The organism is Streptomyces sp. NPDC002537 (assembly GCF_053594975.1).
Map to the genome: position 1 here is coordinate 1 of NZ_JBSFWT010000087.1, position 21,954 is coordinate 21,954.

The window sequence follows — 21,954 nt, forward strand, 5'->3', positions numbered from 1 at the left end:
CGGCGGGGGCGGCCTGCGGCCGCGTCCTCAAACGCCGGACGGGCTGATTTTGCTGACGTAGTCCGCAGCCTGCGGGCCGCAAGCCTGCGGGCCGTAGGTCAAAGAGCCACGGTCCGCGAAATCCAGCCCGTCCGGCGTTTGAGGACACCGCGCGAAGCGTGGTTGGGGGTCCGGGGGTCTCCCCCGCCACGCGGCGGAGCCGCACATCAGATGCTGCGGGAAGGGGCGGGGCTGGGGAAAAAGCCCGCCGCGGACGGCAACGGCCCGTTACTCCACAGGCTTGCGGACAACCCCCACCCCGCCCCAGAGAGCGAAACCGGTGACCCTGACCTTGGGGGACCCCGGCGTGCCGGGCCCCGTGGCGCGGTCACCGAAGCCGCCCATGACACCGATGCCACGGACCTCGACATCCAGGTCCGGCGGGACGACGACCCCCATGCCGCCGAAGACGGCGAAGCAGCGGACGACCACCTCACGGTCCTCGAACCGCGCCTCGCGGAGATCGATCTGACCGCCGCCGAACATCGTGAACGCCGTGAAGCGGCGGCCCACCGTCCAGCCGCCCCAGCGGCGGAAACCGCCCCAGATGCCGACCGCCCCGCGGGAGGTGGCGGTCCCGCCGATCCGCTCCGCCCAGCCGCCGTCCTTCACCGGAGAGACCGAAGAGACCGAAGAGCCGGCCGCGGAGGCCACGGGCAGGTCCCGTACGAGCGGCTCCAGTTCGGAGCGCGTACGGGCCTTGTAGGCCGCGTCCAGCCGCTGCTCGAACTCCGGCATGTCGAGCCGCCCCTCCGCGACGGCCTCGCGCAGGGTCTCGGCGATCCGCTCGCGCTCGGCGTCGGAGGCCCGCATGTCAGGAAGTTCGCTCGTCATGGCGAACAGGGTAGCGACCGCGGACGGACCTCCCCACGGCCCGCAAGACGCCCATTCGGCTCATTAGGGTCGCATCCGACGGCACCTCCCGTCGTTGAACTTCGATAGTCCGCTGACCTCGGAGCACTGGAGCGCCGGACCCACCCGTTCGGCCTACAGCGCTGCCACCGGTGTGCCACGTCTTCCCGACTCGGAACCCATGATGCGAGAGTGTCCGACCGGGGCGTACGGCGCAGCGAACCGACCGACACGACGGAGTCCCTGAGTCATGAGCGACGAGCAGTCACAGCAACGGCCGGCGGGCTGGTCGCCGAAGGGCCCCGCCGCGCCCGGCCGTTCCGGCAGACCGGGCCGCCCCAAGCGCACCGGCTGGCGCAGGCTCCTGCCGACCTGGCGGATGGTGCTCGGCGGCTTCCTGCTGATCGTCCTGCTCGTCGCGGGCGCCCTCGTCGCCGGCTACATGCTGGTGAACATCCCCCCGGCCAACAAGGCGGCCACCGCCGAGAGCAACGTCTACCTCTACGCGGACGGCACACAGCTGGCCCGCGACGGCGAGGTCAACCGCGAGAGCGTGCCGTTGAGCCGCGTCCCCAAGACCGTCCAGCACGCCGTGCTCGCCGCGGAGGACCGCGACTTCTACTCCGAGTCCGCCGTCAACCCCGAGGCCATGCTCCGCGCCGCCTGGAACACCGTCACCGGCAAGGGCAAGCAGTCCGGCTCCACCATCACCCAGCAGTACGTCAAGAACTACTACCTGGGCCAGGAGCAGACCATCAGCCGCAAGGTGAAGGAGTTCTTCATCGCGATCAAACTCGACCGCGAGGAGAGCAAGGACGAGATCCTCGAAGGCTATTTGAACACCAGCTACTTCGGGCGCAACGCCTACGGCATCCAGGCCGCCGCCCAGGCGTACTACAGCAAGGACTCCGACAAGCTCGACGCCGCCGAAGGCGCCTACCTCGCGACGCTCCTCAACGCCCCCAGCGCCTACGACGTCGGCGCGCACCCGGAGAACAAGCCCCGCGCCACGGCCCGCTGGAACTACGTCCTCGACGGCATGGTCAAGAAGAAGTGGCTCGACAAGGCGGAGCGGGACAAGATGCAGTTCCCGATGCCCGGCAAGTCCAGGCCACGGCTCGGCATGTCCGGACAGCGCGGCTACCTCGTGGAGGCCGTCAAGGACTACCTCACCACCGACAACAAAATCATCGACGAACAGACGCTGGCCCGCGGCGGCTACCGCATCACCACCACCATCGACAAGCAGAAGCAGGACGCGTTCGTCAGCGCCGTGCAGAAGCAGTTGATGGACGACCTCAGCGAGGACCGTCAGGTCGACCGCTACGTCCGCGCGGGCGGCGCCTCCATCGATCCCACGACCGGCCGGGTCGTCGCCCTCTACGGCGGCATCGACTACACCAAGCAGTACGTCAACAACGCCACCCGCCGCGACTACCAAGTGGGCTCCACCTTCAAGCCCTTCGTCCTCACCTCCGCCGTCGAGAACGACGCGACGACGCAGGACGGCCGCGCCATCACCCCCAACACGGTCTACGACGGCACCAACAAGCGCCCCGTCCAGGGCCGGAACGGACCCGTCGGCTACGCGCCCGCCAACGAGGACGACAAGTCGTACGGGCAGATCACCGTCACCAAGGCCACCGACCTCTCCGTCAACGCCGTCTACGCCCAGATGGCGCAGGACGTCGGTCCGGGCAAGGTCAAGGACACCGCCGTCGCCCTCGGCATCCCCGAGAAGACCCCCGAGCTCACCGCCACCCCGTCCATCGCGCTGGGCGTGGCCACCGCCAGCGTCCTCGACATGGCCCAGGCGTACGCGACCCTCGCCAACCACGGCAGGCACGGCCCGTACACCCTGGTCGACAAGGTCACCAAGGCCGGCGAGAACGTCGAACTGCCCGCCAAGGACCCCAAGCGCGCCGTCACCCGGGACGCCGCCGACACCACCACGGCCGTCCTCAAGAGCGTCGTCGACAACGGCACCGGCTCGACCGCGCAGGCCGCCGGGCGGCCCGCCGCGGGCAAGACGGGCACCGCGGAGGAGGACAAGGCCGCCTGGTTCGCGGGCTACACCCCCGACCTGGCCACCGTCGTCGCGGTCATGGGCCAGGACTCCGACACCGGCGCCCAGAAGTCGCTGTACGGGGCGACCGGACTGCCCCGCATCAACGGCGGCGGCGCGCCCGCCGACATCTGGGCGGCCTACACCGAGGCCGCGCTGAACGGCACCTCCGTCAAGGACTTCGACCTCCAGACGTCGACCGGCGGCCCCGCGCCCTCGCTGGAGCCGCCCACGACCTCGGCACCGCCGGAGACCTCCGCGCCGCCCACGGCGTCGTCGGGCCCGCCGACCGGCTTCCCGACCCGGCCCTCCCGGCCGCCGGGCCCGCCGACCGGCATCCCGACGCTGCCGGGCCCGCCCACCGGGCTGCCCAGCCTGCCGCCCTTCACGCTGTTCCCGAACGAACCGAAGGACGGGCGGGGCGGGCACGAAGGCGACTCGCTCCTGAGCTACAAGTACTGAGCGGGATCAGTGGCCCGAGGTGGCCTTCAGGCCCACCACGGCCACCAGCAGCAGCACGACGAAGAAGATCCGCGCGGCGGTCGCCGGTTCCCCCAGCACCGCCATACCGAACACCGCCGCGCCGGCCGCCCCGATACCGACCCACACTCCGTAGGCCGTACCGATCGGCAGCGTGCGCGCGGCCTGCGCGAGCAGCAGCATGCTCGCGGCGATACCCGCGACGGTGAACACACTGGGCCAGAGCCTGGTGAACCCGTCGGTGAACTTCATGCCGATCGACCAGGCCACTTCGAGCAGACCGGCGACAGCGAGCAGGATCCATGCCATGACGGCACCTCCGTGGAATCTCTCCTACAGGGGTGCGTCGTCTTGTCCTGACCCGGTACGGCGCGTCTCGTCGGGTATGCCCCCGACCGTAGCAAACCGCCGCGGCCGGTGACGTCAGAGATAGAGCCCCGTGGAGTCCTCGGACCCCTCCAGGCGCTCCGCCGCCACCGCGTGCAGGTCCCGCTCGCGCATCAGCACGTACGCCACGCCACGGACCTCGACCTCGGCGCGGTCCTCGGGGTCGTAGAGCACCCGGTCGCCCGGCTCCACCGTGCGCACGCTCTGCCCGACCGCCACGACCTCCGCCCACGCCAGCCTGCGGCCCACGGCCGCCGTCGCCGGGATGACGATGCCGCCGCTGGACCGGCGCTCGCCCTCCGGAATATCGGTCCGGACCAGCACCCGGTCGTGGAGCATCCGGATGGGCAGCTTGTCGTGGGTGGTATGCGTACTCACGCCAAGACCGTACCTGCCCGCACGCGGCCCCGAGACCACAGGCCGCGGATCCGCCGGTGCGACCTACGCCCGACGGCCGCGGCGGGAGACCGTCAACAGGCCGACCACGCCCACCGCGACCATCGCCACCGGCACGATCCGGTCCAGGCGCGGGCTGCCGTCCTCGGCGACGAAGCGCGCCCGGACGTCCGACACCAGACGGTTCGCCGCCACATAGGCACGGCCCGCGGTCTGGTCGACCTTCGAGGCCACCTTGGCCTTCGCATCGCCCACGATCGTCTTCGGGTGCATCCGCACGCCGATCTCGTCGAGCGTCACGGCGAGCTCGTTCCGCCTGCGGGCGATGTCCGCCTCGATCTGCGCAGGGGTCCTGGCATCCGACACCGCGCTGCCTCCGTCGTCTCGATAAGAGTGATGATGAGTGATGACGACAGTCTGTCAGCTCACCGGACCCCGTGCCCCACGGCACCCCCGATCGAGGAGCTGACTACGCTCGGGGACCCGACCCCCGCGCCGACCCGGCCCCCGACCGACGAGGAGACGTCCATGAGCGAGCGCCTGCAGCCCGGCGACACCGCCCCCGCCTTCACCCTGCCCGACGCCGACGGCAAGCCGGTCTCCCTGGCCGACCACAAGGGACGCAAGGTCATCGTCTACTTCTACCCCGCCGCGCTCACGCCCGGCTGCACCAAGCAGGCGTGCGACTTCACCGACAACCTCGGCTTCCTCGCCGGGCACGGCTACGACGTCATCGGCGTCTCCCCCGACAAGCCGGAGAAGCTCGCCAAGTTCCGCGAGAAGGAGGAGCTGAAGGTCACGCTGGTCGGCGACCCCGACAAGCAGGTACTGGAGGCGTACGGCGCGTACGGCGAGAAGAAGCTGTACGGGAAGACGGTGACCGGCGTCATCCGCTCCACCGTCATCGTGGACGAGGAGGGCAAGGTCGAGCGCGCCCTCTACAACGTCAAGGCCACCGGCCACGTCGCGAAGATCATCAAGGACCTGGGGCTGTAACCCCTCAGGCACCCGGGCGCGCGGCGCAGGGCTCCTGCCCTGCGCCGTCGTCGGCCGGCGGCAGCTCCAGGACCGCCTCGGCGCCACCGCCCTCCGCCGTACCGAACCGCAGGCTCGCGCCGAGCACCACCGCCTGGCCCACCGCGATCGTCAGCCCCAGCCCGTGGCCCGTGCCACGCTCCGGCGCCGCCGTACGGAACCGCCGCGGCCCCTGGTCCACCAGCTCCGGCGGATAACCCACACCATGGTCGCGGACCACGATCCGGGTGCCCTCCACGCGCACCTCGATCGGCGGCTTCCCGTGCTTCGCCGCGTTCCCCAGGATGTTCACCAGGATCCGCTCCACCCGGCGCGCGTCCGTCGCCACGATGCGGCCCTCGCCGACCACCTCGACCGACACGTCGTCGACCCCGCGCTGCCCGCGCGCCCGCTTCACGATGCCGCGCACCAGCGACGGCAGCTCCACCGGGTCCAGCTGCGCCCGCTCCACACCGGAGTCCAGCCGGGAGACCTCCAACAGGTCCTCCACCAGCGAACGCATCGTCTGCGCGCGCTCCCGCACCATCTCCACCGCGCGCGGATGCGGCAGCAGCTCCGCGGACGCCACCAGGCCCGCCACCGGCGTCCGCAACTCGTGCGCCACGTCCGCCGTGAACTCCCGCTCCGCCTCCACCCGCGCCGCCAGCGACGTCGCCATGTGGTGCACCGAGCGGCCCAGCTCCGCCACCTCGTCCCGGCCGCCCGCCGCCAGCGCCTCCGCGTCCGGCGGCGCGCCCGCGGCGATCCGCCGCGCCGCGGCCGCACTGGTCCGCAGCCGCCGCGACAGACTCTGCGCCACGAACCACGCCACCACCGCCATCAGCGCCACCGTGGCCACCCCCGCCACCAGCAGCGCCTTGTCCAGCGCCTTCTGCACGGGATCACGGTCCGGATAGGGCGCAGAAACGGACAGCACCTTGCCGTCCCCCACCGACGTCGCCGCCCACACCCGGGGATCGGCACCGCCACTGATGTACGTACCGGGCCTGCCCTGCGCCACCCGCTGCGCCAGCGGCACCGGCAGCGTCGAGTCGTCGAGCTGCGCGCCCAGCGCCAGCAGGCCGTCCCGCTGATAGACCTGGAGCGCCGAGCTCAGCAGCGCGTCCTGGTACGACTGCGCCTGCCTGCCGCGCTCCTCGGCGGCGATGTGGTGCACGGCGATACCGAGCACCACCACGGCGAGCGCGGTGACGAAGGAGATCGCCAGCGCGATCCGGCCACGGATACCCATCACGCGATCGAATACGTTTCCTTCGACTCCCCCGCGGGCGTGGCCCCGGTGTAGTCGACGTCGATACCCGTGAACGCCGGCAGCCCGTCGACGTTCCGCGCGCCGTACAACCGGAAGCGCGCCGGATAGGTCCCCGGGGCCGCGCCGTTGGCGGCGACCGAGACCTGCACCACGCCGCGGCCGTCCGCGCCGTCGGCGCCGTAGTGCGACCACTTGATGCCGCTCGCCACCATGCCGGTGTTCGCGCAGTTCAGCGTGATGATCTTGGGCTCCACGACCGGGTCGCCCAGCCCGCACTCCCGGACCCCCGGCGGCTCCTGCGGCTTGGCCTCTTCCACCGTGTCCTGCGGCACCTCCCGCAGCGGCTGCGGCGACTTCTGCGCCGCGGCCGTCTTCGGGGCGTCGGACACCGCGTTCGCCCGGTCCTGGCCCTGACCGAGCCACACACCGGCGAGCGCCAGGACGGTCACCGCCGCGAAGATCGCCAGGAGGGTCCGCATGCTGACCCGGCGGGGCACGGCACGGTCGGCCATCGGCCTCTCTTCCTCGGTGGGGATGCTGGGGTTACCGGGATTGCCGGGGTTACCGGGGTTGCCGGCGGGGGCGATTTTGCGACACCCCGCAGTGAGGGACGGGGAAAACGGGCAGCGCGTTCCCTTCATGCCTATATCAGGTTGTCCTGGGGTATCGGGGTTGACCGCGCGGAGCCCCTTCCGGCGTAACCGATCAGCCGTGCTGTCGTTGACGCGTACGAGGCCGCCCAATGGTGGTCGTACCCATCAGACGCAACCGTCGCGCACACCGGACGGGAACGGGGTACGGCCCTGCGGCCGTGTCCCCGTCCTCGGGTGTCGCGAGGTGGGAGGGGAACAGATGCCGGTCAGGTACACCTACGAACTGCTCGTGGAAGCGGCGCGCGCTTCGACGTCGTACGACGAGGCGGTGCGCTGGTGCGGCGGTACGTCGACGCCGGGCAGCAGAACCTACATCCGCGCGAAGCTGGCGGAGGCGGGGATAGACACATCGCACTTCACGACGCAGCGAGTCCGTCATACCGAAGAACGGCTGCGCGAGCTGGTGGCCGACTCGCACAGTGTCACCGAGGTGGTACGCCGCCTGGGGATCAATCCGGTGGGCGGCAACCAGGCCCACATCGGCCGCCGGATCGCCGCACTGGGCATCGACACCTCCCACTTCTCGGCAGGAGGCCGAGGCCGCTCGAAGAGGGCTCCGGGGAGCCTGCTCACGATGGGGTCGCCGTCGGAGGGGCGAGTGCCGGGTGAGCGGTTGCGCCTTCTCTTCATTGCTGGGCGCGCCCATGGCTGACGTGTACGACCGTGAAACGCTGGCACGCGCCGTCGCGGAGGCGACGGGGTGGGCCGATCTGATGCGCAAGCTGGGGGTCAAAGCCAGCGGCGGCAGGCGCCGGGTGCTTCAGGAGAAGGTCGCCGCCTGCGGCATCGACACCGGCCATTTCAAACAGCGCAGCCCTTGGCGCAAGTACCCGGATGAGGCCATAGCCAACGCCGTCGCCTCATCCACCACTCTGCGTGAAGTCGCGCAGAAGCTCGGTGCACCACCGGCAACCGGAACCCTCTCCCACATCCGCCGTCGGATCACCGCGATCGGCATCGACGTCAGCCACTTTCCCGGCCTGAACCGGCCAGAGCTCGACTTGCCGTTCACCGACGAGGAACTCAGGGCAGCCACCGCATCCGCAACCAGCATCCGCGCGATGGCGCGAGATCTCGGCATCCCCGATGACGGCAGGACGCGCGCGGCACTCGGGCGCATGCTCAGGGACCGGGGCATCGACACCGGCCACTTTCGCAACAGTCGGCTTGCGCTGCCCGACGGCCGCGTGCGGGAAGCGGTCGCCGGCGCGACCAGTTTTGCCGACGTCATGCGGTCACTCGGACTTGCCGTAAACGACACCAACCACCGACGGGTGCGACGACGGGCCACCCAACTCGGGCTGGATACCTCTCACTTCAAGCGGAAGACTTGGGGCGCCATTCAGGTTGCCGAGCCCAAGCCCATCGCGGACGAAGTGCTCCGGGTGCGCCCCGAAGGCTCAACTCGCGAGAGCCGCCAGCGGCTCCACCGAGCCCTCGGCGAGATCGGCGTCCCGTATCAGTGCGCCTTCTGCGGCAACGAGGGCAAATGGCGGGGCCAGCCGATCACCTTGCAGATCGACCACATCAGCGGCGACTGGCTCGACAACCGCCGAGAGAACCTCCGCTACCTCTGCCCCAACTGCCACGCACTCACGGACACCTGGTGCCGGAACCGTCGAGGAGGAAACCGAGCCGCCGCACGCACTTAGCACCAAGCCAGGTGCTCAGACAGCCGCCAACCCGATACGATGGCTGGCGGCTAGCGGCCGTGTCGAAATGGCAGCCGAGCGGCGTTTAGATCGCCGTGGGAGAAATCCCGTGTGGGTTCGAGTCCCACCGGCCGCACTGTCCTTGGAATCGAAGGGGCCGACCCGTTGAACGACGGATCGGCCCCTTCGGCATTCCCTTACCCCAAAAGCTCCCGCACCACCGGGACGAGCTCCCGGAACGCCTTCCCCCGGTGGCTGATCGCGTTCTTCTCGTCCGCCGTCAGTTCGGCACACGTACGCGTCTCCCCCAGCGGCTGGAGGATCGGGTCGTACCCGAAGCCGCCCGTGCCGCTCGGCGCGTGCCGGAGCATGCCCTCCAGGCGGCCTTCGACGACGCGCTCCGTGCCGTCGGGGAGGGCCAGGGCCGCCGCGCACGCGAAATGGGCGCCGCGGTGTTCCTCGGCGATGTCGCCGAGCTGGGCGAGGAGCAGGTCCAGGTTGGCCTTGTCGTCGCCGTGGGCGCCCGCCCAGCGGGCGGAGAAGATGCCGGGGGCGCCGTTCAGCACATCCACGCAGAGGCCCGAGTCGTCGGCGATCGCCGGGAGGCCGGTGGCACGGGCGAGGGTGTGGGCCTTGAGGAGGGCGTTCTCGGCGAAGGTGACGCCGGTCTCCTTGACGTCCGGGATCCCGGGATAGGCGTCGGCGCCCACGAGTTCGACGTCGAGGCCGGCCGCCGCCAGGATGGCGCGGAGCTCGCCGACCTTGTTGGCGTTGCGGGTGGCGAGGATCAGGCGCTTCACCGGCTCTCCTCCAGGGTGCGGGCGAGGGCCTCGCGCTGGGCGGTGTCGAGCGTGGCGCAGCCGCCGACGGCCAGGTCCAGCAGGGCGTCGAGTTCGGCGCGGGCGAAGGGCTCCGCCTCGGCGGTGCCCTGGACCTCGACGAAGCGGCCGTCGCCGGTGCAGACGACGTTCATGTCGGTGTCGGCGCGGACGTCCTCCTCGTAGCAGAGGTCGAGGAGCGGGACGCCGTCGACGATGCCGACGCTGACGGCGGAGACGGTGCCGGTGAGCGGCTGGCGGCCGTGCTTGATGAGCTTCTTGCCCTGGGCCCAGGTGATCGCGTCGGCGAGGGCCACGTAGGCGCCGGTGATGGCGGCGGTGCGGGTGCCGCCGTCGGCCTGGAGGACGTCGCAGTCGAGGACGATGGTGTTCTCGCCGAGCGCCTTGAAGTCGATCACGGCGCGCAGGGAGCGGCCGATGAGGCGGGAGATCTCGTGCGTGCGGCCGCCGATCTTGCCGCGGACGGACTCGCGGTCGCCGCGGGTGTTGGTCGCGCGCGGCAGCATCGAGTACTCGGCGGTGACCCAGCCCTCGCCGGTGCCCTTGCGCCAGCGGGGCACGCCCTCGGTGACGCTGGCGGTGCAGAAGACCTTGGTGTCCCCGAAGGAGATGAGGACGGAGCCTTCGGCGTGCTTGCTCCAACCGCGCTGGATGGTCACGGGGCGGAGCTGGTCGGGGGTGCGGCCGTCGATGCGAGACATGGTGATGAGCCTATAGGCAACGCAAAGGGCCCCGTTCCGGTTCGTCCCCGGCCGGTAGGCGGTTCGTGGGGACGGTGGAACGGGGCCCTTCGGCGGGAGCCGTGGGGCTCCTTACATCATGTCTTCGATCTCGCCGGCGATCGGGTCGGCGTCGGTGCCGATGACGACCTGGATGGCGGTGCCCATCTTGACGACGCCGTGGGCGCCGGCGGCCTTGAGCGCGGCCTCGTCGACGCGGGAGGGGTCGACGACCTCGGTGCGGAGGCGGGTGATGCAGCCCTCGACCTCTTCGATGTTGTCGATCCCGCCGAGCCCGGCGACGATCTTCTCAGCCTTGGTGGCCATGTGCACTCCTGGTTGTCTCTGGCCCTTCGGCGGTCTCGCCGACCGGCTTTCACACGGTAACCCACGTTCAGAGCAATTACGTGGGCGTATGTCCGTCATCTGGCGAAAGATGACGACCAACCGGCGCTGCGCTCCGGGAGGCCCGACACACACCGCAAGTGGTCTACACCAGTATGCGGCAAAGCACCGAGTGGACTGCCGCCGGGGCGGCGAGCGGAGGTACGGGATGAGTTCGAACGCCGCGGCGGCCCCACGGCAGAAGACCTGGACGCAGGGCCTCTTCCAGAATCTGCAGAAGATGGGCCGCAGCCTCCAGTTGCCGATCGCCGTGCTGCCGGCGGCGGGCATCCTCAACCGGCTGGGGCAGCCGGACGTCTTCGGCAAGGACGGGCTGGGCTGGACGGACGTGGCCAAGGTCTTCGCGGGCGCGGGCGGCGCGCTGCTGGACTCGGGTCTCGGGCTGCCGCTGCTGTTCTGCGTGGGCGTGGCCATCGGGATGGCGAAGAAGTCGGACGGCTCGACGGCGCTGGCCGCGGTGGTGGCGTTCCTCGTCTACTTCTCGGTGCTGCACAAGTTCCCGCAGGACTGCCCGCACGAGACGACGTTCGGCGGCGCGGGGCTGTGGGGCGGCGTCTGCGTCACGGGCGCGGGGAAGACGAGTCCGGCCACCTTCCAGAACCCGGGGGTGTTCGGCGGCATCGTGATCGGGCTGCTGAGCGCCTGGTTCTGGATGCGCTTCCACCGGGTGAAGCTGGTGGACTGGCTGGGCTTCTTCAACGGCCGCCGTCTGGTGCCGATCCTGATGTCCTTCGTCGCCCTGGCGTTCGCGGTGATCTGCCTGTGGGTGTGGCCGCCGGTCGGCGATGCGCTGACGAGTTTCAGCAAGTGGCTGTCGGACCTGGGGTCGGCGGGCGCGGGCGTGTTCGGGGTGGCGAACCGCGCGCTGCTGGTGGTGGGGCTGCACCAGTTCCTCAACACCTTCATGTGGTTCCAGTTCGGCGACTACACCAAGCCGGACGGCACCGTGGTGCACGGTGACATCAACCGCTTCCTGGCGGGCGACCCGTCCGCGGGCCAGTTCACCACCGGCTTCTTCCCGATCATGATGTTCGCGCTGCCCGCCGCGGCGCTGGCGATCGCGCACTGCGCCAGGCCGCACCACCGGAAGGTGGTGAGCGGGATGATGCTGTCGGTCGGCCTGACGTCGTTCGTCACGGGCATCACGGAGCCGATCGAGTACTCGTTCCTGTTCATCGCCCCGGTGCTGTACGCGATCCACGCGGTGCTGACGGGTGTGTCGATGGCGGTGACGTGGGGGTTCGGGGTGCACGACGGTTTCAGCTTCTCGGCGGGGCTGATCGACTACGTCATCAACTGGGGGCTGGCGACCAGGCCATGGCTGATCATTCCGATCGGGCTGTGCTTCGCGGTGGTCTACTACGTGCTTTTCCGCTTCGCGATTACGAAGTTCGATCTGCCGACTCCGGGCCGTGAGCCGGAAGAGCTGGCGGAGGAGATCGAGCGGGAGAACGTGAAGTAAAGGAAACGCGAAGTAAGGAGCCCGTGACACTGCGCTGGGTTTTACCCGCCGGTCACCACGACCCCCGAGCCTTGGGCCCGGGGGTCGTTTCCGTGCCGCCCGCACTGTGTCATAGCCCACCGGGAACGATGGATTCCTTTATGCCCGACTCACGTGCTACAACAGGTCTAAACCACTGAGTGGTGTAGACCAGATTGCGGGCCGTCCCCCCTTCCCCCGAGCGCCCGCCTCACCTGGAGGAATCCGATGAGTAAGAGCGCCAAGGCGGCGAAGACGGCGCCTGATGACGCCGCGCCGGAGAAGAAGAAGTTCGGTGCGGGCGCCATGGCCATCGCGCAGCGCATCGGCCGCAGCCTGATGCTGCCGGTCGCGGTGCTGCCCGCGGCCGCGCTGATGGTCCGCCTGGGCCAGGACGACATGCTGGGCCGGAAGTCCTTCCCGGAGTTCCTGAACAAGATCGCCGAGTTCATGTCCGCGGGTGGCGGCGCCATCCTCGACAACATGGCGCTGCTGTTCGCCGTGGGTGTCGCGATCGGCTACGCCAAGAAGTCGGACGGCTCCACCGCGCTGGCCGCCGTCGCCGGTTACCTGGTCTTCCAGAAGGTGCTGGGCACCTTCACGGACGGCAGCCTGCCGAAGAAGGAGGCCGTGGTCGACCACAAGGTCGCCATGGTGGAACAGGCGGTCGACGCCAAGGTCCTCGGCGGCATCGTGATGGGCCTCGTGGTCGCGCTGCTCTACCAGCGCTTCTACCGCACCAAGCTGCCGGACTGGGCGGGCTTCTTCGGCGGCCGCCGTCTCGTCCCGATCCTGTCGTCCTTCGCGGGTCTGCTGATCGGTGTCGTCTTCGGCTACATCTGGCCGGTGCTGGGCACGGGTCTGCACAACTTCGGCGAGTGGCTGGTCGGCTCCGGCGCGGTCGGCGCGGGCATCTTCGGTGTCGCCAACCGCGCGCTGATCCCGATCGGCATGCACCACCTGCTGAACTCCTTCCCGTGGTTCCAGGCCGGTTCGTACGACGGCCCCAAGGGCGCCGTCAACGGCGACATCGCGCGCTTCCTCGCGGGCGACCCGAACGCCGGCCAGTTCATGACCGGCTTCTTCCCGATCATGATGTTCGCGCTGCCGGCCGCCTGCCTGGCGATCGTGCACTGCGCCCGCCCCGAGAACCGCAAGGTCGTCGGCGGCATGATGTTCTCGCTCGCGCTCACCGCCTTCGTCACCGGTGTGACCGAGCCGATCGAGTTCACGTTCATGTTCATCGCCCCGGTGCTGTACGCGATCCACGCGGTGCTGACCGGTGTCTCGATGGCCCTGACCTGGGCGCTCGGCATGAAGGACGGCTTCGGCTTCTCCGCCGGCGCGGTCGACTTCGTGCTGAACCTGGGCATCGCGTCCAAGCCGTGGCTGCTGGTACTGGTCGGTCTGTGCTTCGCGGCGGTCTACTACGTGGTGTTCCGCTTCGCCATCATCAAGTTCGACCTGAAGACCCCGGGCCGCGAATCGGAGGAAGAGGCCGCCGAACTCAAGGCGTGAGTCTCCTCCGGGAATTCCCGGTAATAGATTGAACACCGGTAAGGGCCCCTGGAATCCATGGATTCCAGGGGCCCTTAACCGTTGTCGCCTTTAAAACCGCATTACCCCGGCTAAATCTCGTAGACGGCGCCGGACCGCGCCAGCTCCACCGGGCCGTCATAAGCGGCCTGTGCGTCGCGGAGGTTCGTGAGCGGGTCCGTCCACGGCGGGATGTGGGTGAGCACCAGCCGCCCCACCCCGGCGCGGGCGGCGTGCTCGCCGGCTTCCCGGCCGTTGAGGTGGAGGTCCGGGATGTCCTCCTTGCCGTGGGTGAACGACGCCTCGCACAGCAGGAGGTCGGCGCCCACGGACAGTTCGTGCAGGGCCTGGCAGGGGCCGGTGTCACCGGAGTAGACGAGGGCGCTGCCGTTGTGCTCGATCCGGAAGGCGTACGCCTCGACGGGGTGCCGGACCCGGTCCGTGCGGATGGTGAGCGGGCCCGCGGTGAAGCTGCCCGGCTTCAGGGTGCGGAAGTCGAAGACCTCCGCCATGCAGTCGTCGGGCACGTCCCCGTACGCGGTGGACAGCCGGTGCTCGGTGCCCTCCGGGCCGTGCACGGGGATGGCCTCCGCCCTGCCGCCCTCGTGCCGGTAGTAGCGGGCCACGAAGTAGCCGCACATGTCGATGCAGTGGTCGGGGTGCAGATGCGACAGCAGGATGGCGTCGAGGTCGTAGAGACCGATGTGGCGCTGCAGCTCGCCCAGGGCGCCGTTGCCCATGTCGAGGAGCAGCCGGAAGCCGTCGGCCTCTACGAGGTAGCTCGAGCAGGGTGATTCCGTGGACGGGAACGACCCGGAGCATCCGACGACGGTGAGCTTCATACGGGCCTGAACCTCCGTGGGCCGGTTACGGGGGGCCATGCGGTCCGTCGAGCGTAAGGCGCGAAGTCTTCGGTCGCTCCTCCGCGAGGTTCGGTTGTGGTTGAAGTCACCGGTACGGACGCGCTGCGCTGGCTGGGCGGCGGGGTGGTTCCGTCCGTCGGCTTCCGGCATCCCCGCCGTTTCCGCCTTCGGCGGGAGCGGCCTGCGGCCGCGTCCTCAAACGCCGGACGGGCTGGATTGTGCGGACCGTAGCCAGCACATTCAGCCCGTCCGGCGATTGAGGACAACGCGGCGAAGCCGTGTTGCGGGGCTGTCAGGCCCAGAGCTGGCCGTGGAGGGCCGCGACGGCCTCCTCGTCGGTGGGGGCGGTGTGTACGCCGGTGGAGAGGTACTTCCAGCCGCCGTCGGCGACGATGAAGGCGATGTCGGCGCGCTCCCCCGCCCGTTCGGCCTTGCGGGCCACGCCGAGCGCCGCGTGCAGGGCGGCGCCGGTGGAGATCCCCGCGAAGATGCCCTCCTCCGCCAGGAGTTGCCGGGTGCGGCGGACGGCGTCCTCGGAGCCGACGGAGAAGCGCGTGGTGAGCACGGACTCGTCGTAGAGCTCGGGCACGAAGCCCTCGTCGAGGTTGCGCAGCCCGTAGACGAGGTCGTCGTAGCGGGGCTCGGCCGCCACGATCCGTACGTCCGGCACATGCTCGCGCAGGTAGCGGCCCGCGCCCATCAGGGTGCCGGTGGTGCCGAGCCCGGCGACGAAGTGGGTGATCTCCGGGAGGTCCGCGAGGATCTCGGGGCCGGTGGTGGCGTAGTGCGCCCCGGCGTTGTCGGGGTTCCCGTACTGGTAGAGCATCACCCAGTCCGGGTGTTCCGCGGCCAGCTCCTTGGCCCGGCGGACGGCGGTGTTGGAGCCGCCCGCGGCGGGCGAGGGGATGATCTCCGCGCCCCACATGGCGAGCAGCGCCCGCCGCTCCTCGCTGGTGTTCTCCGGCATGACGCACACCATGCGGTAGCCCTTGAGGCGGGCCGCCATGGCCAGCGAGATGCCGGTGTTGCCGGAGGTGGGTTCCAGGATCGTGCAGCCGGGTGTCAGCCGGCCGTCCCGCTCCGCCCGCTCGATCATGAAGAGGGCGGGGCGGTCCTTGACCGAGCCGGTGGGGTTGCGGTCCTCCAGCTTGGCCCACACCCGGACGGTGTCGGACGGGGAGAGCCGCGGCAGGCGGACGAGCGGGGTGTTGCCGACCGCTGCCAGCGGGCTGTCGTAGCGCACGGAGGTCCCGCCGCTCAGACCATGCCGCCGGCGACGGCCGGGAGGATGGTGACGCTGTCGCCGTCGCCGAGCGCGGTGCCGATGCCGCCGAGGAAGCGGACGTCCTCGTCGTTGAGGTAGACGTTGACGAAGCGGCGCAGGTCGCCCGACTCGTCGACGAGGCGCTCGCGGATGCCGGGGTGGCGGGCGTCGAGGTCCTTGAAGAGCTCGTCGATCGTGGCGCCGCCGCCCTCGACGGCCTTCGCGCCGTCGGTGTAGGTGCGGAGGATGGTCGGGATGCGGACCTCGATGGCCATGGGTGTGCTCCTGTCGGAGTGCGGGGAAGGGGCTGTGCTGACAGCCGCGGTCACGCGGCGGTGCCGCGCGGACACAGCGCACCGGCGAGCCGGCACAGGTCGACATGGAGCCGCGCCGTGAGCAGCGCGCTGCCCGGCGTCCTGTCGCTCGCACTGTCGGGAACCATGGGCGCATCGTATCGATTCCCCGTGCGGGCCCCGGAAGTTCGTCCCGGCATGCGGACCGTCCGGTCTCAGTAGGCAGCCACGACGCGGACCTCCTCCTCCGTGACCTCTCCCTCGGCTATGCGGAAGGAGCGGAACTGGAAGGGGCCCGCGCCGTCGGCGTCGGCGGTGGAGACGAGGACGTAGTGGGCGCCGGGCTCGTTCGCGTAGGTGATGTCCGTACGGGAGGGGTACGCCTCCGTGGCGGTGTGCGAGTGGTAGATGACGACGGGTTCCTCGTCGCGGTCGTCCATGTCGCGGTAGAGCTTCAGCAGGTCCCCGGAGTCGAACTCGTAGAAGGTGGGCGAGCGGGCGGCGTTGAGCATCGGGACGAACCGCTCGGGGCGGCCGCTGCCGGCCGGGCCGGCGACCACGCCGCACGCCTCGTCGGGGTGGTCGGCGCGGGCGTGGGCGACGATCCGGTCGTGGAGGTCCTGGGTGATGGTCAGCATGGGGGCAAGGATAAGCAGAGGGCCCGCCCGTACCGGGAGGTACGGGCGGGCCCTGTTGCCGTGCGGTGCCTGCGTCAGGCGGCGTGCTCGACCTCGGACCGGGTGGCCTCGGCGAGCTTCGCGTAGTGCTCGGGGGACTTGCGGACGAACGCCTCGGGGTTGCGCCGCTTGAGGGCGTAGTAGGAGACGACCATCAGCAGGGCCCAGACGGGCGCGCAGTAGAGCGAGACGCGGGAGTCCTCGTCGATGCCCATCAGCACGATGACCATGCCGATGAAGGCGAGGGCGAAGGCGCTCGTCCAGGGTGCGCCGGGGGCGCGGAACTCGGACTGCGGCAGCTCGCCCCGGTCGGCCTTGCGGCGGTAGCGGAGCTGGGCGACGAGGATCATGATCCAGGCCCACATGCCGGAGATGGTGGCGAAGGAGACCACGTAGGTGAACGCCTGGCCCGGCCACTCGTAGTTGATCCAGACGCCGACGAGCATCAGCGCCGCGGAGGCGGTGGTGCCGCGCAGCGGCAGGCCGTTCTTGGTGAGCTGGGCGAAGAACTTCGGGCCCTGGCCGTTGAGCGCGAGGTCGCGCAGCATGCGGCCGGTGGAGTACATGCCCGAGTTGCAGGAGGAGAGGGCGGCGGTGAGGACCACGAAGTTGACGATGCCCGCGCCCGCCGGGAGGCCGATCTTCTGGAAGGCGGCCACGAAGGGGCTGGTGCCGGGCACGAACTCGGTCCACGGGACGACGGCGAGGATGATGATGAGCGCGCCGATGTAGAAGACCGCGATCCGCCACGGGACGGTGTTGATCGCCTTGGGCAGGGTCTTCTTCGGGTCCTTGGCCTCGCCCGCGGTGACGCCGACGAGCTCGACGGCGAGGAAGGCGAACATCACGATCTGCAACGTCATCAGGGTGCTCTTGACGCCGTTGGGGAAGAAGCCGTGGTGCGCCCAGAGGTTGCTGAAGGTGGCGGTGTCACCGGCGTTCGAGAAGCCGAGGGTGATGACGCCGAGGCCGATCAGGATCATGCCGATGATGGCGGTGACCTTGACCATGGAGAACCAGAACTCCAGCTCGCCGAAGAGCTTCACGGAGATCAGGTTGGCCAGGTAGAGGACGACGGTGAAGCCGAGGGCGGATGCCCACTGGGGGATGCCGCCCTTCGACCAGAAGTTCATGTAGGTCGCCGCGGCGGTCACCTCGGTGATGCCGGTGACGACCCAGAAGAGCCAGTACGTCCAGCCGGTCACATAGCCCCAGAAGGGGCCGAGGAACTCCCGCGCGTAGTCCGAGAAGGAACCCGAGACCGGGCGGTACATGAGCAGCTCGCCGAGCGCCCGCATGATGAAGAAGATGACGAGGCCGGCTATCGCGTAGGCCAGGATCAGGCTGGGTCCGGCCTTGTGGATGGCCGTGCCCGCGCCGAGAAAGAGGCCGGTGCCGATGGCACCGCCGATGGCGATCATCTGAATCTGCCGGTTGCCCAGTCCCCGCTGGTAACCCTCGGAAGCTCCCTGTCCGCTTCCGTCCTGCCCTGCGGCCGCCGCGCTCGCGGTTCGGTCCGCGACCTGCTCAGAGGTCATGGTGGTGCGCCTTTCTCCATACCGATCCGGTCATTCGGATCGGGTCCAGATCCCCCCGGATGGAGTCCTGCAAGTGCCGACGGTCGGCCGGCGAAGCGCTCCCGCCGCGACATGGGTGGCGTCACGGAGGCAGGTCGTGAAGATTTATCACGTGGCGCAATGAGATCGCCCAGCCCCCTGTGACAGCGGCCACACTAAAAGTAGGACAAATGTAAAAAGGCCGCCCATTGGCGGCCACTACGGTAACTCGATCGTTATCCGGAATTGAGCGTTCGGTGAGCGAACACCCAGTGCACACTGTTCGAATATCGGACGTCGATCGGGTGCTCCGAGGCACCCGACCGAGCCGTCCGGACCCGCCCGGATCAGGCCAGGCCGGATCAGGCCATCAGTGCCTCGACGAGGGTCTCCTGGAGGCCCCCCAGCCAGAGGTACGCCATCACCATCGGCTTGCGGGGGTCCTCGTCCGGCAGCCGGAAGAGCTCCTCGCTGTCGTCGTCCTCCGTGACCTCCAGCCGGGTGCCGATGGCCAGCCGCAGGTCGTTGAGCGCGCCGAGCCACTGCCGGCACTCCTCCGGCGACAGCCGCAGCACCGCGCCCCGGTCGCCGCCGACCGTCAGCGAGTCCAGCGAGCGGACGACACAGAGGGCGTCCTCGCGCTTGCGGGCCCGCAGGTCGTTCTCCGTGTAGCGGCGGAACTCGGCCGCGTGGGCGCGCTGCTCGGTGTCCTGTGCCACGCCCGGTTCACCGTACGCATCCGGGAACAGCCGGGCGAGGGCGGGGTCGGCGGGCGGCTCGCTGGGGCCCTCGGTGAAGAGCCGCGCGAGCGGGTCGGCGTCCTCCGGGCCGTGCCCGTCCCCCGGCCCGACCAGCTCCAGGAGCTGCACGGCCAGGCTGCGCAGGATGGAGATCTCGACCTCGTCCAGGGCCACGGCGGCCCCGCCGCCCGCGAGCGGCTCGAAGTGCCCGGCCATCAGCGGTCCTGCGACAGGGTCGCCCACAGGCCGTAGCCGTGCATCGCCTGCACGTCGCGCTCCATCTCCTCGCGGCTGCCGCTGGAGACGGTCGCGCGGCCCTTGTGGTGGACGTCGAGCATCAGCTTGTGGGCCTTGTCCTTGGAGTAGCCGAAGTAGGTCTGGAACACATACGTCACATAACTCATCAGATTGACGGGGTCGTTGTGAACCAACGTGACCCAGGGGACGTCGGGCTGGGCCACCGCGAAAGGGGCCTCGCTCGACTCGGGACGTTCGATCTCAACAGGGGCGACGCTCACATCCCCCATGCTGCCACTCGCGCCCGGCCGTCGCACAAACGGGTCCCGGCAATCGGTACGAACAACCGTCTAGAAATCGTCACTCTGACGAGTATTCGCGGTAGCATCATCGCGAAGGCCCGGACGGAAAAGCGAGGTAGGGCGAAGTGAACGCTGCGGACCTGGGGCTGCCGGTGACTGTGCCGTCGACGGCCCTCTTCACCGACCGTTACGAACTCACGATGCTGCAGGCCGCGCTGCGGGCGGGCACGGCCGACCGCCGCTCGGTCTTCGAGGTGTTCACCCGCAGGCTGCCCGAGGGCCGCCGCTACGGCGTGGTGGCGGGCACCGGCCGGGTGCTCGACGCGGTGGAGAACTTCCGCTTCGACCCGGGCGTCCTGCGCTTCCTGGCGGACCAGCGCATCGTCGACGAGCCCACGCTGGCCTGGCTGGCCGACTTCCGCTTCCGCGGCGACATCTGGGGCTACCCCGAGGGCGAGGTCTACTTCCCCGGCTCGCCGATCCTGCGGGTCGAGGGCAGCTTCGCCGAGGCGGTGCTGCTGGAGACGGTGATCCTGTCGATCCTCAACCACGACTCGGCGGTCGCCGCCGCGGCCTCCCGGATGTCCGCCGCCGCGGGCGACCGCCCGCTGATCGAGATGGGTGCCCGGCGCACGCACGAGCTGGCCGCCGTCGCCGCGGCCCGCGCCGCGTACGTGGGCGGCTTCGCCAGCACCTCCGACCTCGCAGCGGGCTTCCGATACAACATTCCGACGGTCGGCACCAGTGCGCACGCCTTCACGCTGCTGCACGACAGCGAGAAGGACGCCTTCACCGCGCAGGTCGCCTCGCTCGGCGGCAGCACCACCCTCCTGGTCGACACGTACGACGTCGCCGAGGCCGTCCGGATGGCCGTGGAGATCGCCGGGCCGGAGCTGGGCGCGGTGCGGATCGACTCCGGCGACCTGCTGCTGCTCGCGTACCGGGTGCGGCAGCAGCTGGACGCCCTGGGCGCCTTCAACACGAAGATCGTCGTGACCAGCGACCTGGACGAGTACGCGATCGCCTCGCTGGGCGCGGCCCCCGTGGACGCGTACGGCGTGGGCACCCAGCTGGTGACCGGCAGCGGCCACCCCACCTGCTCGATGGTCTACAAGCTGGTGGCCCGCGCCGACTCCGGGGAGCCGGACGCCCCGCTGCGGCCGGTGGCCAAGAAGTCGATGGGCGGCAAGGCCTCGATCGGCGGCCGCAAGTGGGCGGCGCGCCGCCTCGACGCGGACGGCGTGGCCGAGGCCGAGGTCGTCGGTACCGGGCCGGTGCCCGAGGAGCTCGCCGACCGGCAGCTGCTGGTGGAGCTCGTACGGGGCGGCATGGCCGTCGCCCGCGAGCCCCTGGACGCGGTCCGTGACCGGCACCGGGCGGCGCGGGCGGGACTGCCCATGTCGGCGACCCAGCTCTCGCGCGGGGAGCCGGTGCTCCCTACGGAGTACGTCTGACGGGCGCAACCGGACGGGACGTTCCGGGTACGCCTCCGGGATGCGCTGCCCGGGTGCGCCGAGACCCCCTCCCAATACGCCACGGGAGTCACTACCCTCGGTCACAGCGACTTGATCCGCACTGTCGGCCGAGGGCCCTTCACAAAGGATCCGCACTATGCAGCGTGCACTGATCATCGTCGACGTGCAGAACGACTTCTGCGAGGGCGGCAGCCTCGCGGTCGCCGGCGGCGCCGATGTGGCCGCGGCCATCACCGACCTCGTCGGTGAGGCGGGCGCGGGCTACCGCCATGTCGTCGCGACCCGCGATCACCACATAGATCCCGGTGACCACTTCTCGGCCGATCCGGACTTCGAGCACACCTGGCCGGTGCACTGCGTGGCCGGCACGGAGGGCAGCGGCTTCCATCCCAACGTCGCGCCCGTCATCGCCTCCGGCGCCATGGAGGCCGTCTTCGACAAGGGTGCCTACGCGGCGGCCTACAGCGGCTTCGAGGGCACCGACGAGAACGGGGTCACCCTCGGGGACTGGCTGCGGGAGCGCGGGGTGACCGAGGTCGACGTCGTCGGCATCGCCACGGACCACTGCGTACGGGCGACCGCGCTGGACGCCCGGCGGGAGGGCTTCACCACCCATGTGCTCCTGGACCTGACGGCGGGGGTCGCGCCCCACACCACGGAGAAGGCCCTGGAGGAGATGCGGGAGGCCGGTGTGGAGCTCAGCGGGAAGCCGGTGGTTTCGGGCGGGTAGGCCGTCCGCGGGCCGGCTGTGGCCAAG

Annotated in this window: 25 protein-coding genes, 1 tRNA gene and 1 riboswitch; of the genes, 9 read left to right on the forward strand and 17 right to left on the reverse strand. The window is 70.1% G+C overall.

The genetic code is table 11. From position 1 onward, the window contains the following. Nucleotides 1-267: 267 nt before the first annotated feature. Nucleotides 268-852: a DUF1707 SHOCT-like domain-containing protein gene (locus tag ACWD4A_RS29165; RefSeq protein ID WP_451198537.1), complete on the reverse strand. Its 585-nt coding sequence runs from the start codon at nucleotides 850-852 to the stop codon at nucleotides 268-270. A 289-nt stretch (nucleotides 853-1,141) separates the two neighbouring features. Here ACWD4A_RS29165 and ACWD4A_RS29170 point away from each other — a divergent pair, with 289 nt between their 5' ends. Further along, entirely contained in the window at nucleotides 1,142-3,418 is a 2,277-nt protein-coding gene (locus tag ACWD4A_RS29170; protein ID WP_451198496.1) for a transglycosylase domain-containing protein, read from the forward strand. A gap of 6 nt (nucleotides 3,419-3,424) precedes the next feature. On the opposite strand, the gene ACWD4A_RS29175 is transcribed toward ACWD4A_RS29170, so the two are convergent. The 3 genes from ACWD4A_RS29175 to ACWD4A_RS29185 all read right to left on the reverse strand — a co-directional run bounded on the left by ACWD4A_RS29175 (nucleotide 3,425) and on the right by ACWD4A_RS29185 (nucleotide 4,585). Continuing rightward, nucleotides 3,425-3,745 carry a DMT family transporter gene (locus ACWD4A_RS29175; protein ID WP_451198497.1) on the reverse strand — a complete coding sequence of 107 codons (321 nt, stop codon included), beginning with the start codon at nucleotides 3,743-3,745 and terminating at the stop codon, nucleotides 3,425-3,427. Nucleotides 3,746-3,776: 31 nt separating this feature from the next. Next, a riboswitch (guanidine-III (ykkC-III) riboswitch) is annotated at nucleotides 3,777-3,843 on the reverse strand. A 16-nt stretch (nucleotides 3,844-3,859) separates the two neighbouring features. Further along, a complete protein-coding gene (locus tag ACWD4A_RS29180; RefSeq protein WP_058046871.1) occupies nucleotides 3,860-4,162 on the reverse strand; it encodes a GroES family chaperonin in 303 nt (100 codons plus the stop codon). Nucleotides 4,163-4,264: 102 nt separating this feature from the next. Next, entirely contained in the window at nucleotides 4,265-4,585 is a 321-nt protein-coding gene (locus ACWD4A_RS29185) for a DUF3618 domain-containing protein (RefSeq protein ID WP_451198499.1), read from the reverse strand. Nucleotides 4,586-4,747: 162 nt separating this feature from the next. On the opposite strand from ACWD4A_RS29185, the gene bcp reads away from it, so the two are divergent. Continuing rightward, nucleotides 4,748-5,215, forward strand: a complete 468-nt coding sequence (bcp, locus tag ACWD4A_RS29190; protein WP_451198500.1) for a thioredoxin-dependent thiol peroxidase — start codon at nucleotides 4,748-4,750, stop codon at nucleotides 5,213-5,215. A 4-nt stretch (nucleotides 5,216-5,219) separates the two neighbouring features. On the opposite strand, the gene ACWD4A_RS29195 is transcribed toward bcp, so the two are convergent. Both ACWD4A_RS29195 and ACWD4A_RS29200 read right to left on the reverse strand, forming a co-directional pair. Beyond that, nucleotides 5,220-6,485 carry a sensor histidine kinase gene (locus ACWD4A_RS29195; RefSeq protein WP_451198502.1) on the reverse strand — a complete coding sequence of 422 codons (1,266 nt, stop codon included), beginning with the start codon at nucleotides 6,483-6,485 and terminating at the stop codon, nucleotides 5,220-5,222. Next, nucleotides 6,485-7,018 carry a hypothetical protein gene (locus ACWD4A_RS29200; RefSeq protein ID WP_451198503.1) on the reverse strand — a complete coding sequence of 178 codons (534 nt, stop codon included), beginning with the start codon at nucleotides 7,016-7,018 and terminating at the stop codon, nucleotides 6,485-6,487. Before ACWD4A_RS29200 ends, ACWD4A_RS29195 begins: the two co-directional genes overlap by 1 nt. 340 nt (nucleotides 7,019-7,358) lie before the next feature. Here ACWD4A_RS29200 and ACWD4A_RS29205 point away from each other — a divergent pair, with 340 nt between their 5' ends. The 3 genes from ACWD4A_RS29205 (at nucleotide 7,359) to ACWD4A_RS29215 (ending at nucleotide 8,947) form a co-directional block, all read left to right on the forward strand. Further along, nucleotides 7,359-7,811 carry a hypothetical protein gene (locus tag ACWD4A_RS29205; RefSeq protein WP_451198504.1) on the forward strand — a complete coding sequence of 151 codons (453 nt, stop codon included), beginning with the start codon at nucleotides 7,359-7,361 and terminating at the stop codon, nucleotides 7,809-7,811. Then, complete coding sequence (locus tag ACWD4A_RS29210; RefSeq protein WP_451198505.1) at nucleotides 7,804-8,811, forward strand: HNH endonuclease signature motif containing protein; 1,008 nt, start codon at nucleotides 7,804-7,806, stop codon at nucleotides 8,809-8,811. Before ACWD4A_RS29205 ends, ACWD4A_RS29210 begins: the two co-directional genes overlap by 8 nt. 53 nt (nucleotides 8,812-8,864) lie before the next feature. Further along, nucleotides 8,865-8,947: transfer RNA gene (locus tag ACWD4A_RS29215), tRNA-Leu, on the forward strand. Nucleotides 8,948-9,008: 61 nt separating this feature from the next. Here ACWD4A_RS29215 and rdgB read toward each other — a convergent pair. The 3 genes from rdgB to ACWD4A_RS29230 form a co-directional block, all read right to left on the reverse strand. After that, nucleotides 9,009-9,611 (reverse strand): RdgB/HAM1 family non-canonical purine NTP pyrophosphatase, encoded by a 603-nt coding sequence (gene rdgB / locus ACWD4A_RS29220; RefSeq protein ID WP_451198506.1) that lies wholly within the window; start codon nucleotides 9,609-9,611, stop codon nucleotides 9,009-9,011. Continuing rightward, nucleotides 9,608-10,351 (reverse strand): ribonuclease PH, encoded by a 744-nt coding sequence (rph, locus tag ACWD4A_RS29225; RefSeq protein WP_451198508.1) that lies wholly within the window; start codon nucleotides 10,349-10,351, stop codon nucleotides 9,608-9,610. Before rph ends, rdgB begins: the two co-directional genes overlap by 4 nt. 111 nt (nucleotides 10,352-10,462) lie before the next feature. Next, entirely contained in the window at nucleotides 10,463-10,795 is a 333-nt protein-coding gene (locus tag ACWD4A_RS29230) for a glucose PTS transporter subunit EIIB (protein ID WP_451198509.1), read from the reverse strand. Nucleotides 10,796-10,922: 127 nt separating this feature from the next. Between ACWD4A_RS29230 and ACWD4A_RS29235 the strand changes: the two genes are divergently transcribed. After that, nucleotides 10,923-12,236, forward strand: coding sequence for a PTS transporter subunit EIIC (locus tag ACWD4A_RS29235; RefSeq protein WP_451198510.1), 1,314 nt, complete (start codon nucleotides 10,923-10,925; stop codon nucleotides 12,234-12,236). Between the two features lie 246 nt (nucleotides 12,237-12,482). Next, nucleotides 12,483-13,772, forward strand: coding sequence for a PTS transporter subunit EIIC (locus ACWD4A_RS29240; RefSeq protein ID WP_451198511.1), 1,290 nt, complete (start codon nucleotides 12,483-12,485; stop codon nucleotides 13,770-13,772). 110 nt (nucleotides 13,773-13,882) lie between these two features. On the opposite strand, the gene ACWD4A_RS29245 is transcribed toward ACWD4A_RS29240, so the two are convergent. The 8 genes from ACWD4A_RS29245 to clpS all read right to left on the reverse strand — a co-directional run bounded on the left by ACWD4A_RS29245 (nucleotide 13,883) and on the right by clpS (nucleotide 19,710). Beyond that, the gene (locus ACWD4A_RS29245; RefSeq protein ID WP_451198513.1) at nucleotides 13,883-14,632 is read right to left on the reverse strand and encodes an MBL fold metallo-hydrolase; all 750 of its coding nucleotides are present in this window, start codon (nucleotides 14,630-14,632) and stop codon (nucleotides 13,883-13,885) included. 313 nt (nucleotides 14,633-14,945) lie between these two features. Then, nucleotides 14,946-15,896: a PLP-dependent cysteine synthase family protein gene (locus ACWD4A_RS29250; RefSeq protein WP_451198514.1), complete on the reverse strand. Its 951-nt coding sequence runs from the start codon at nucleotides 15,894-15,896 to the stop codon at nucleotides 14,946-14,948. Between the two features lie 14 nt (nucleotides 15,897-15,910). After that, on the reverse strand, nucleotides 15,911-16,192 hold the full coding sequence (locus ACWD4A_RS29255; RefSeq protein ID WP_451198515.1) for a MoaD/ThiS family protein: 282 nt from the start codon (nucleotides 16,190-16,192) through the stop codon (nucleotides 15,911-15,913). A 50-nt stretch (nucleotides 16,193-16,242) separates the two neighbouring features. Further along, nucleotides 16,243-16,359, reverse strand: coding sequence for a putative leader peptide (locus ACWD4A_RS29260; protein WP_451198516.1), 117 nt, complete (start codon nucleotides 16,357-16,359; stop codon nucleotides 16,243-16,245). Nucleotides 16,360-16,425: 66 nt separating this feature from the next. Continuing rightward, nucleotides 16,426-16,848: a Mov34/MPN/PAD-1 family protein gene (locus ACWD4A_RS29265; RefSeq protein ID WP_451198517.1), complete on the reverse strand. Its 423-nt coding sequence runs from the start codon at nucleotides 16,846-16,848 to the stop codon at nucleotides 16,426-16,428. Between the two features lie 74 nt (nucleotides 16,849-16,922). Beyond that, entirely contained in the window at nucleotides 16,923-18,425 is a 1,503-nt protein-coding gene (locus ACWD4A_RS29270) for an amino acid permease (RefSeq protein ID WP_451198519.1), read from the reverse strand. 380 nt (nucleotides 18,426-18,805) lie between these two features. Further along, complete coding sequence (locus ACWD4A_RS29275; protein ID WP_451198520.1) at nucleotides 18,806-19,399, reverse strand: DUF2017 domain-containing protein; 594 nt, start codon at nucleotides 19,397-19,399, stop codon at nucleotides 18,806-18,808. Continuing rightward, nucleotides 19,399-19,710 carry an ATP-dependent Clp protease adapter ClpS gene (gene clpS, locus ACWD4A_RS29280; protein WP_451198522.1) on the reverse strand — a complete coding sequence of 104 codons (312 nt, stop codon included), beginning with the start codon at nucleotides 19,708-19,710 and terminating at the stop codon, nucleotides 19,399-19,401. The genes ACWD4A_RS29275 and clpS overlap by 1 nt, the downstream gene beginning before the upstream one ends. Nucleotides 19,711-19,847: 137 nt before the next feature. On the opposite strand from clpS, the gene ACWD4A_RS29285 reads away from it, so the two are divergent. Both ACWD4A_RS29285 and ACWD4A_RS29290 read left to right on the forward strand, forming a co-directional pair. Then, nucleotides 19,848-21,176, forward strand: coding sequence for a nicotinate phosphoribosyltransferase (locus tag ACWD4A_RS29285; protein ID WP_451198523.1), 1,329 nt, complete (start codon nucleotides 19,848-19,850; stop codon nucleotides 21,174-21,176). A 157-nt stretch (nucleotides 21,177-21,333) separates the two neighbouring features. Further along, nucleotides 21,334-21,927: an isochorismatase family protein gene (locus ACWD4A_RS29290; RefSeq protein WP_451198524.1), complete on the forward strand. Its 594-nt coding sequence runs from the start codon at nucleotides 21,334-21,336 to the stop codon at nucleotides 21,925-21,927. Nucleotides 21,928-21,954 lie beyond the last annotated feature (27 nt).

What these genes read in the sequence shown, in the direction of transcription:
- ACWD4A_RS29165 (WP_451198537.1), bottom strand. Translation starts at nt 852, where the DNA reads ATGCGGGCCTCCGACGCCGAGCGCGAGCGGATCGCCGAGACCCTGCGC.
- ACWD4A_RS29170 (WP_451198496.1), top strand. Translation starts at nt 1,142, where the DNA reads ATGAGCGACGAGCAGTCACAGCAACGGCCGGCGGGCTGGTCGCCGAAG.
- ACWD4A_RS29175 (WP_451198497.1), bottom strand. Translation starts at nt 3,745, where the DNA reads ATGGCATGGATCCTGCTCGCTGTCGCCGGTCTGCTCGAAGTGGCCTGG.
- ACWD4A_RS29180 (WP_058046871.1), bottom strand. Translation starts at nt 4,162, where the DNA reads ATGCTCCACGACCGGGTGCTGGTCCGGACCGATATTCCGGAGGGCGAG.
- bcp (WP_451198500.1), top strand. Translation starts at nt 4,748, where the DNA reads ATGAGCGAGCGCCTGCAGCCCGGCGACACCGCCCCCGCCTTCACCCTG.
- ACWD4A_RS29195 (WP_451198502.1), bottom strand. Translation starts at nt 6,485, where the DNA reads ATGGGTATCCGTGGCCGGATCGCGCTGGCGATCTCCTTCGTCACCGCG.
- ACWD4A_RS29200 (WP_451198503.1), bottom strand. Translation starts at nt 7,018, where the DNA reads ATGGCCGACCGTGCCGTGCCCCGCCGGGTCAGCATGCGGACCCTCCTG.
- ACWD4A_RS29205 (WP_451198504.1), top strand. Translation starts at nt 7,359, where the DNA reads ATGCCGGTCAGGTACACCTACGAACTGCTCGTGGAAGCGGCGCGCGCT.
- ACWD4A_RS29210 (WP_451198505.1), top strand. Translation starts at nt 7,804, where the DNA reads ATGGCTGACGTGTACGACCGTGAAACGCTGGCACGCGCCGTCGCGGAG.
- rph (WP_451198508.1), bottom strand. Translation starts at nt 10,351, where the DNA reads ATGTCTCGCATCGACGGCCGCACCCCCGACCAGCTCCGCCCCGTGACC.
- ACWD4A_RS29230 (WP_451198509.1), bottom strand. Translation starts at nt 10,795, where the DNA reads ATGACGGACATACGCCCACGTAATTGCTCTGAACGTGGGTTACCGTGT.
- ACWD4A_RS29235 (WP_451198510.1), top strand. Translation starts at nt 10,923, where the DNA reads ATGAGTTCGAACGCCGCGGCGGCCCCACGGCAGAAGACCTGGACGCAG.
- ACWD4A_RS29240 (WP_451198511.1), top strand. Translation starts at nt 12,483, where the DNA reads ATGAGTAAGAGCGCCAAGGCGGCGAAGACGGCGCCTGATGACGCCGCG.
- ACWD4A_RS29245 (WP_451198513.1), bottom strand. Translation starts at nt 14,632, where the DNA reads ATGAAGCTCACCGTCGTCGGATGCTCCGGGTCGTTCCCGTCCACGGAA.
- ACWD4A_RS29255 (WP_451198515.1), bottom strand. Translation starts at nt 16,192, where the DNA reads ATGGCCATCGAGGTCCGCATCCCGACCATCCTCCGCACCTACACCGAC.
- ACWD4A_RS29260 (WP_451198516.1), bottom strand. Translation starts at nt 16,359, where the DNA reads ATGGTTCCCGACAGTGCGAGCGACAGGACGCCGGGCAGCGCGCTGCTC.
- ACWD4A_RS29265 (WP_451198517.1), bottom strand. Translation starts at nt 16,848, where the DNA reads ATGCTGACCATCACCCAGGACCTCCACGACCGGATCGTCGCCCACGCC.
- ACWD4A_RS29270 (WP_451198519.1), bottom strand. Translation starts at nt 18,425, where the DNA reads ATGACCTCTGAGCAGGTCGCGGACCGAACCGCGAGCGCGGCGGCCGCA.
- ACWD4A_RS29275 (WP_451198520.1), bottom strand. Translation starts at nt 19,399, where the DNA reads ATGGCCGGGCACTTCGAGCCGCTCGCGGGCGGCGGGGCCGCCGTGGCC.
- clpS (WP_451198522.1), bottom strand. Translation starts at nt 19,710, where the DNA reads ATGGGGGATGTGAGCGTCGCCCCTGTTGAGATCGAACGTCCCGAGTCG.
- ACWD4A_RS29290 (WP_451198524.1), top strand. Translation starts at nt 21,334, where the DNA reads ATGCAGCGTGCACTGATCATCGTCGACGTGCAGAACGACTTCTGCGAG.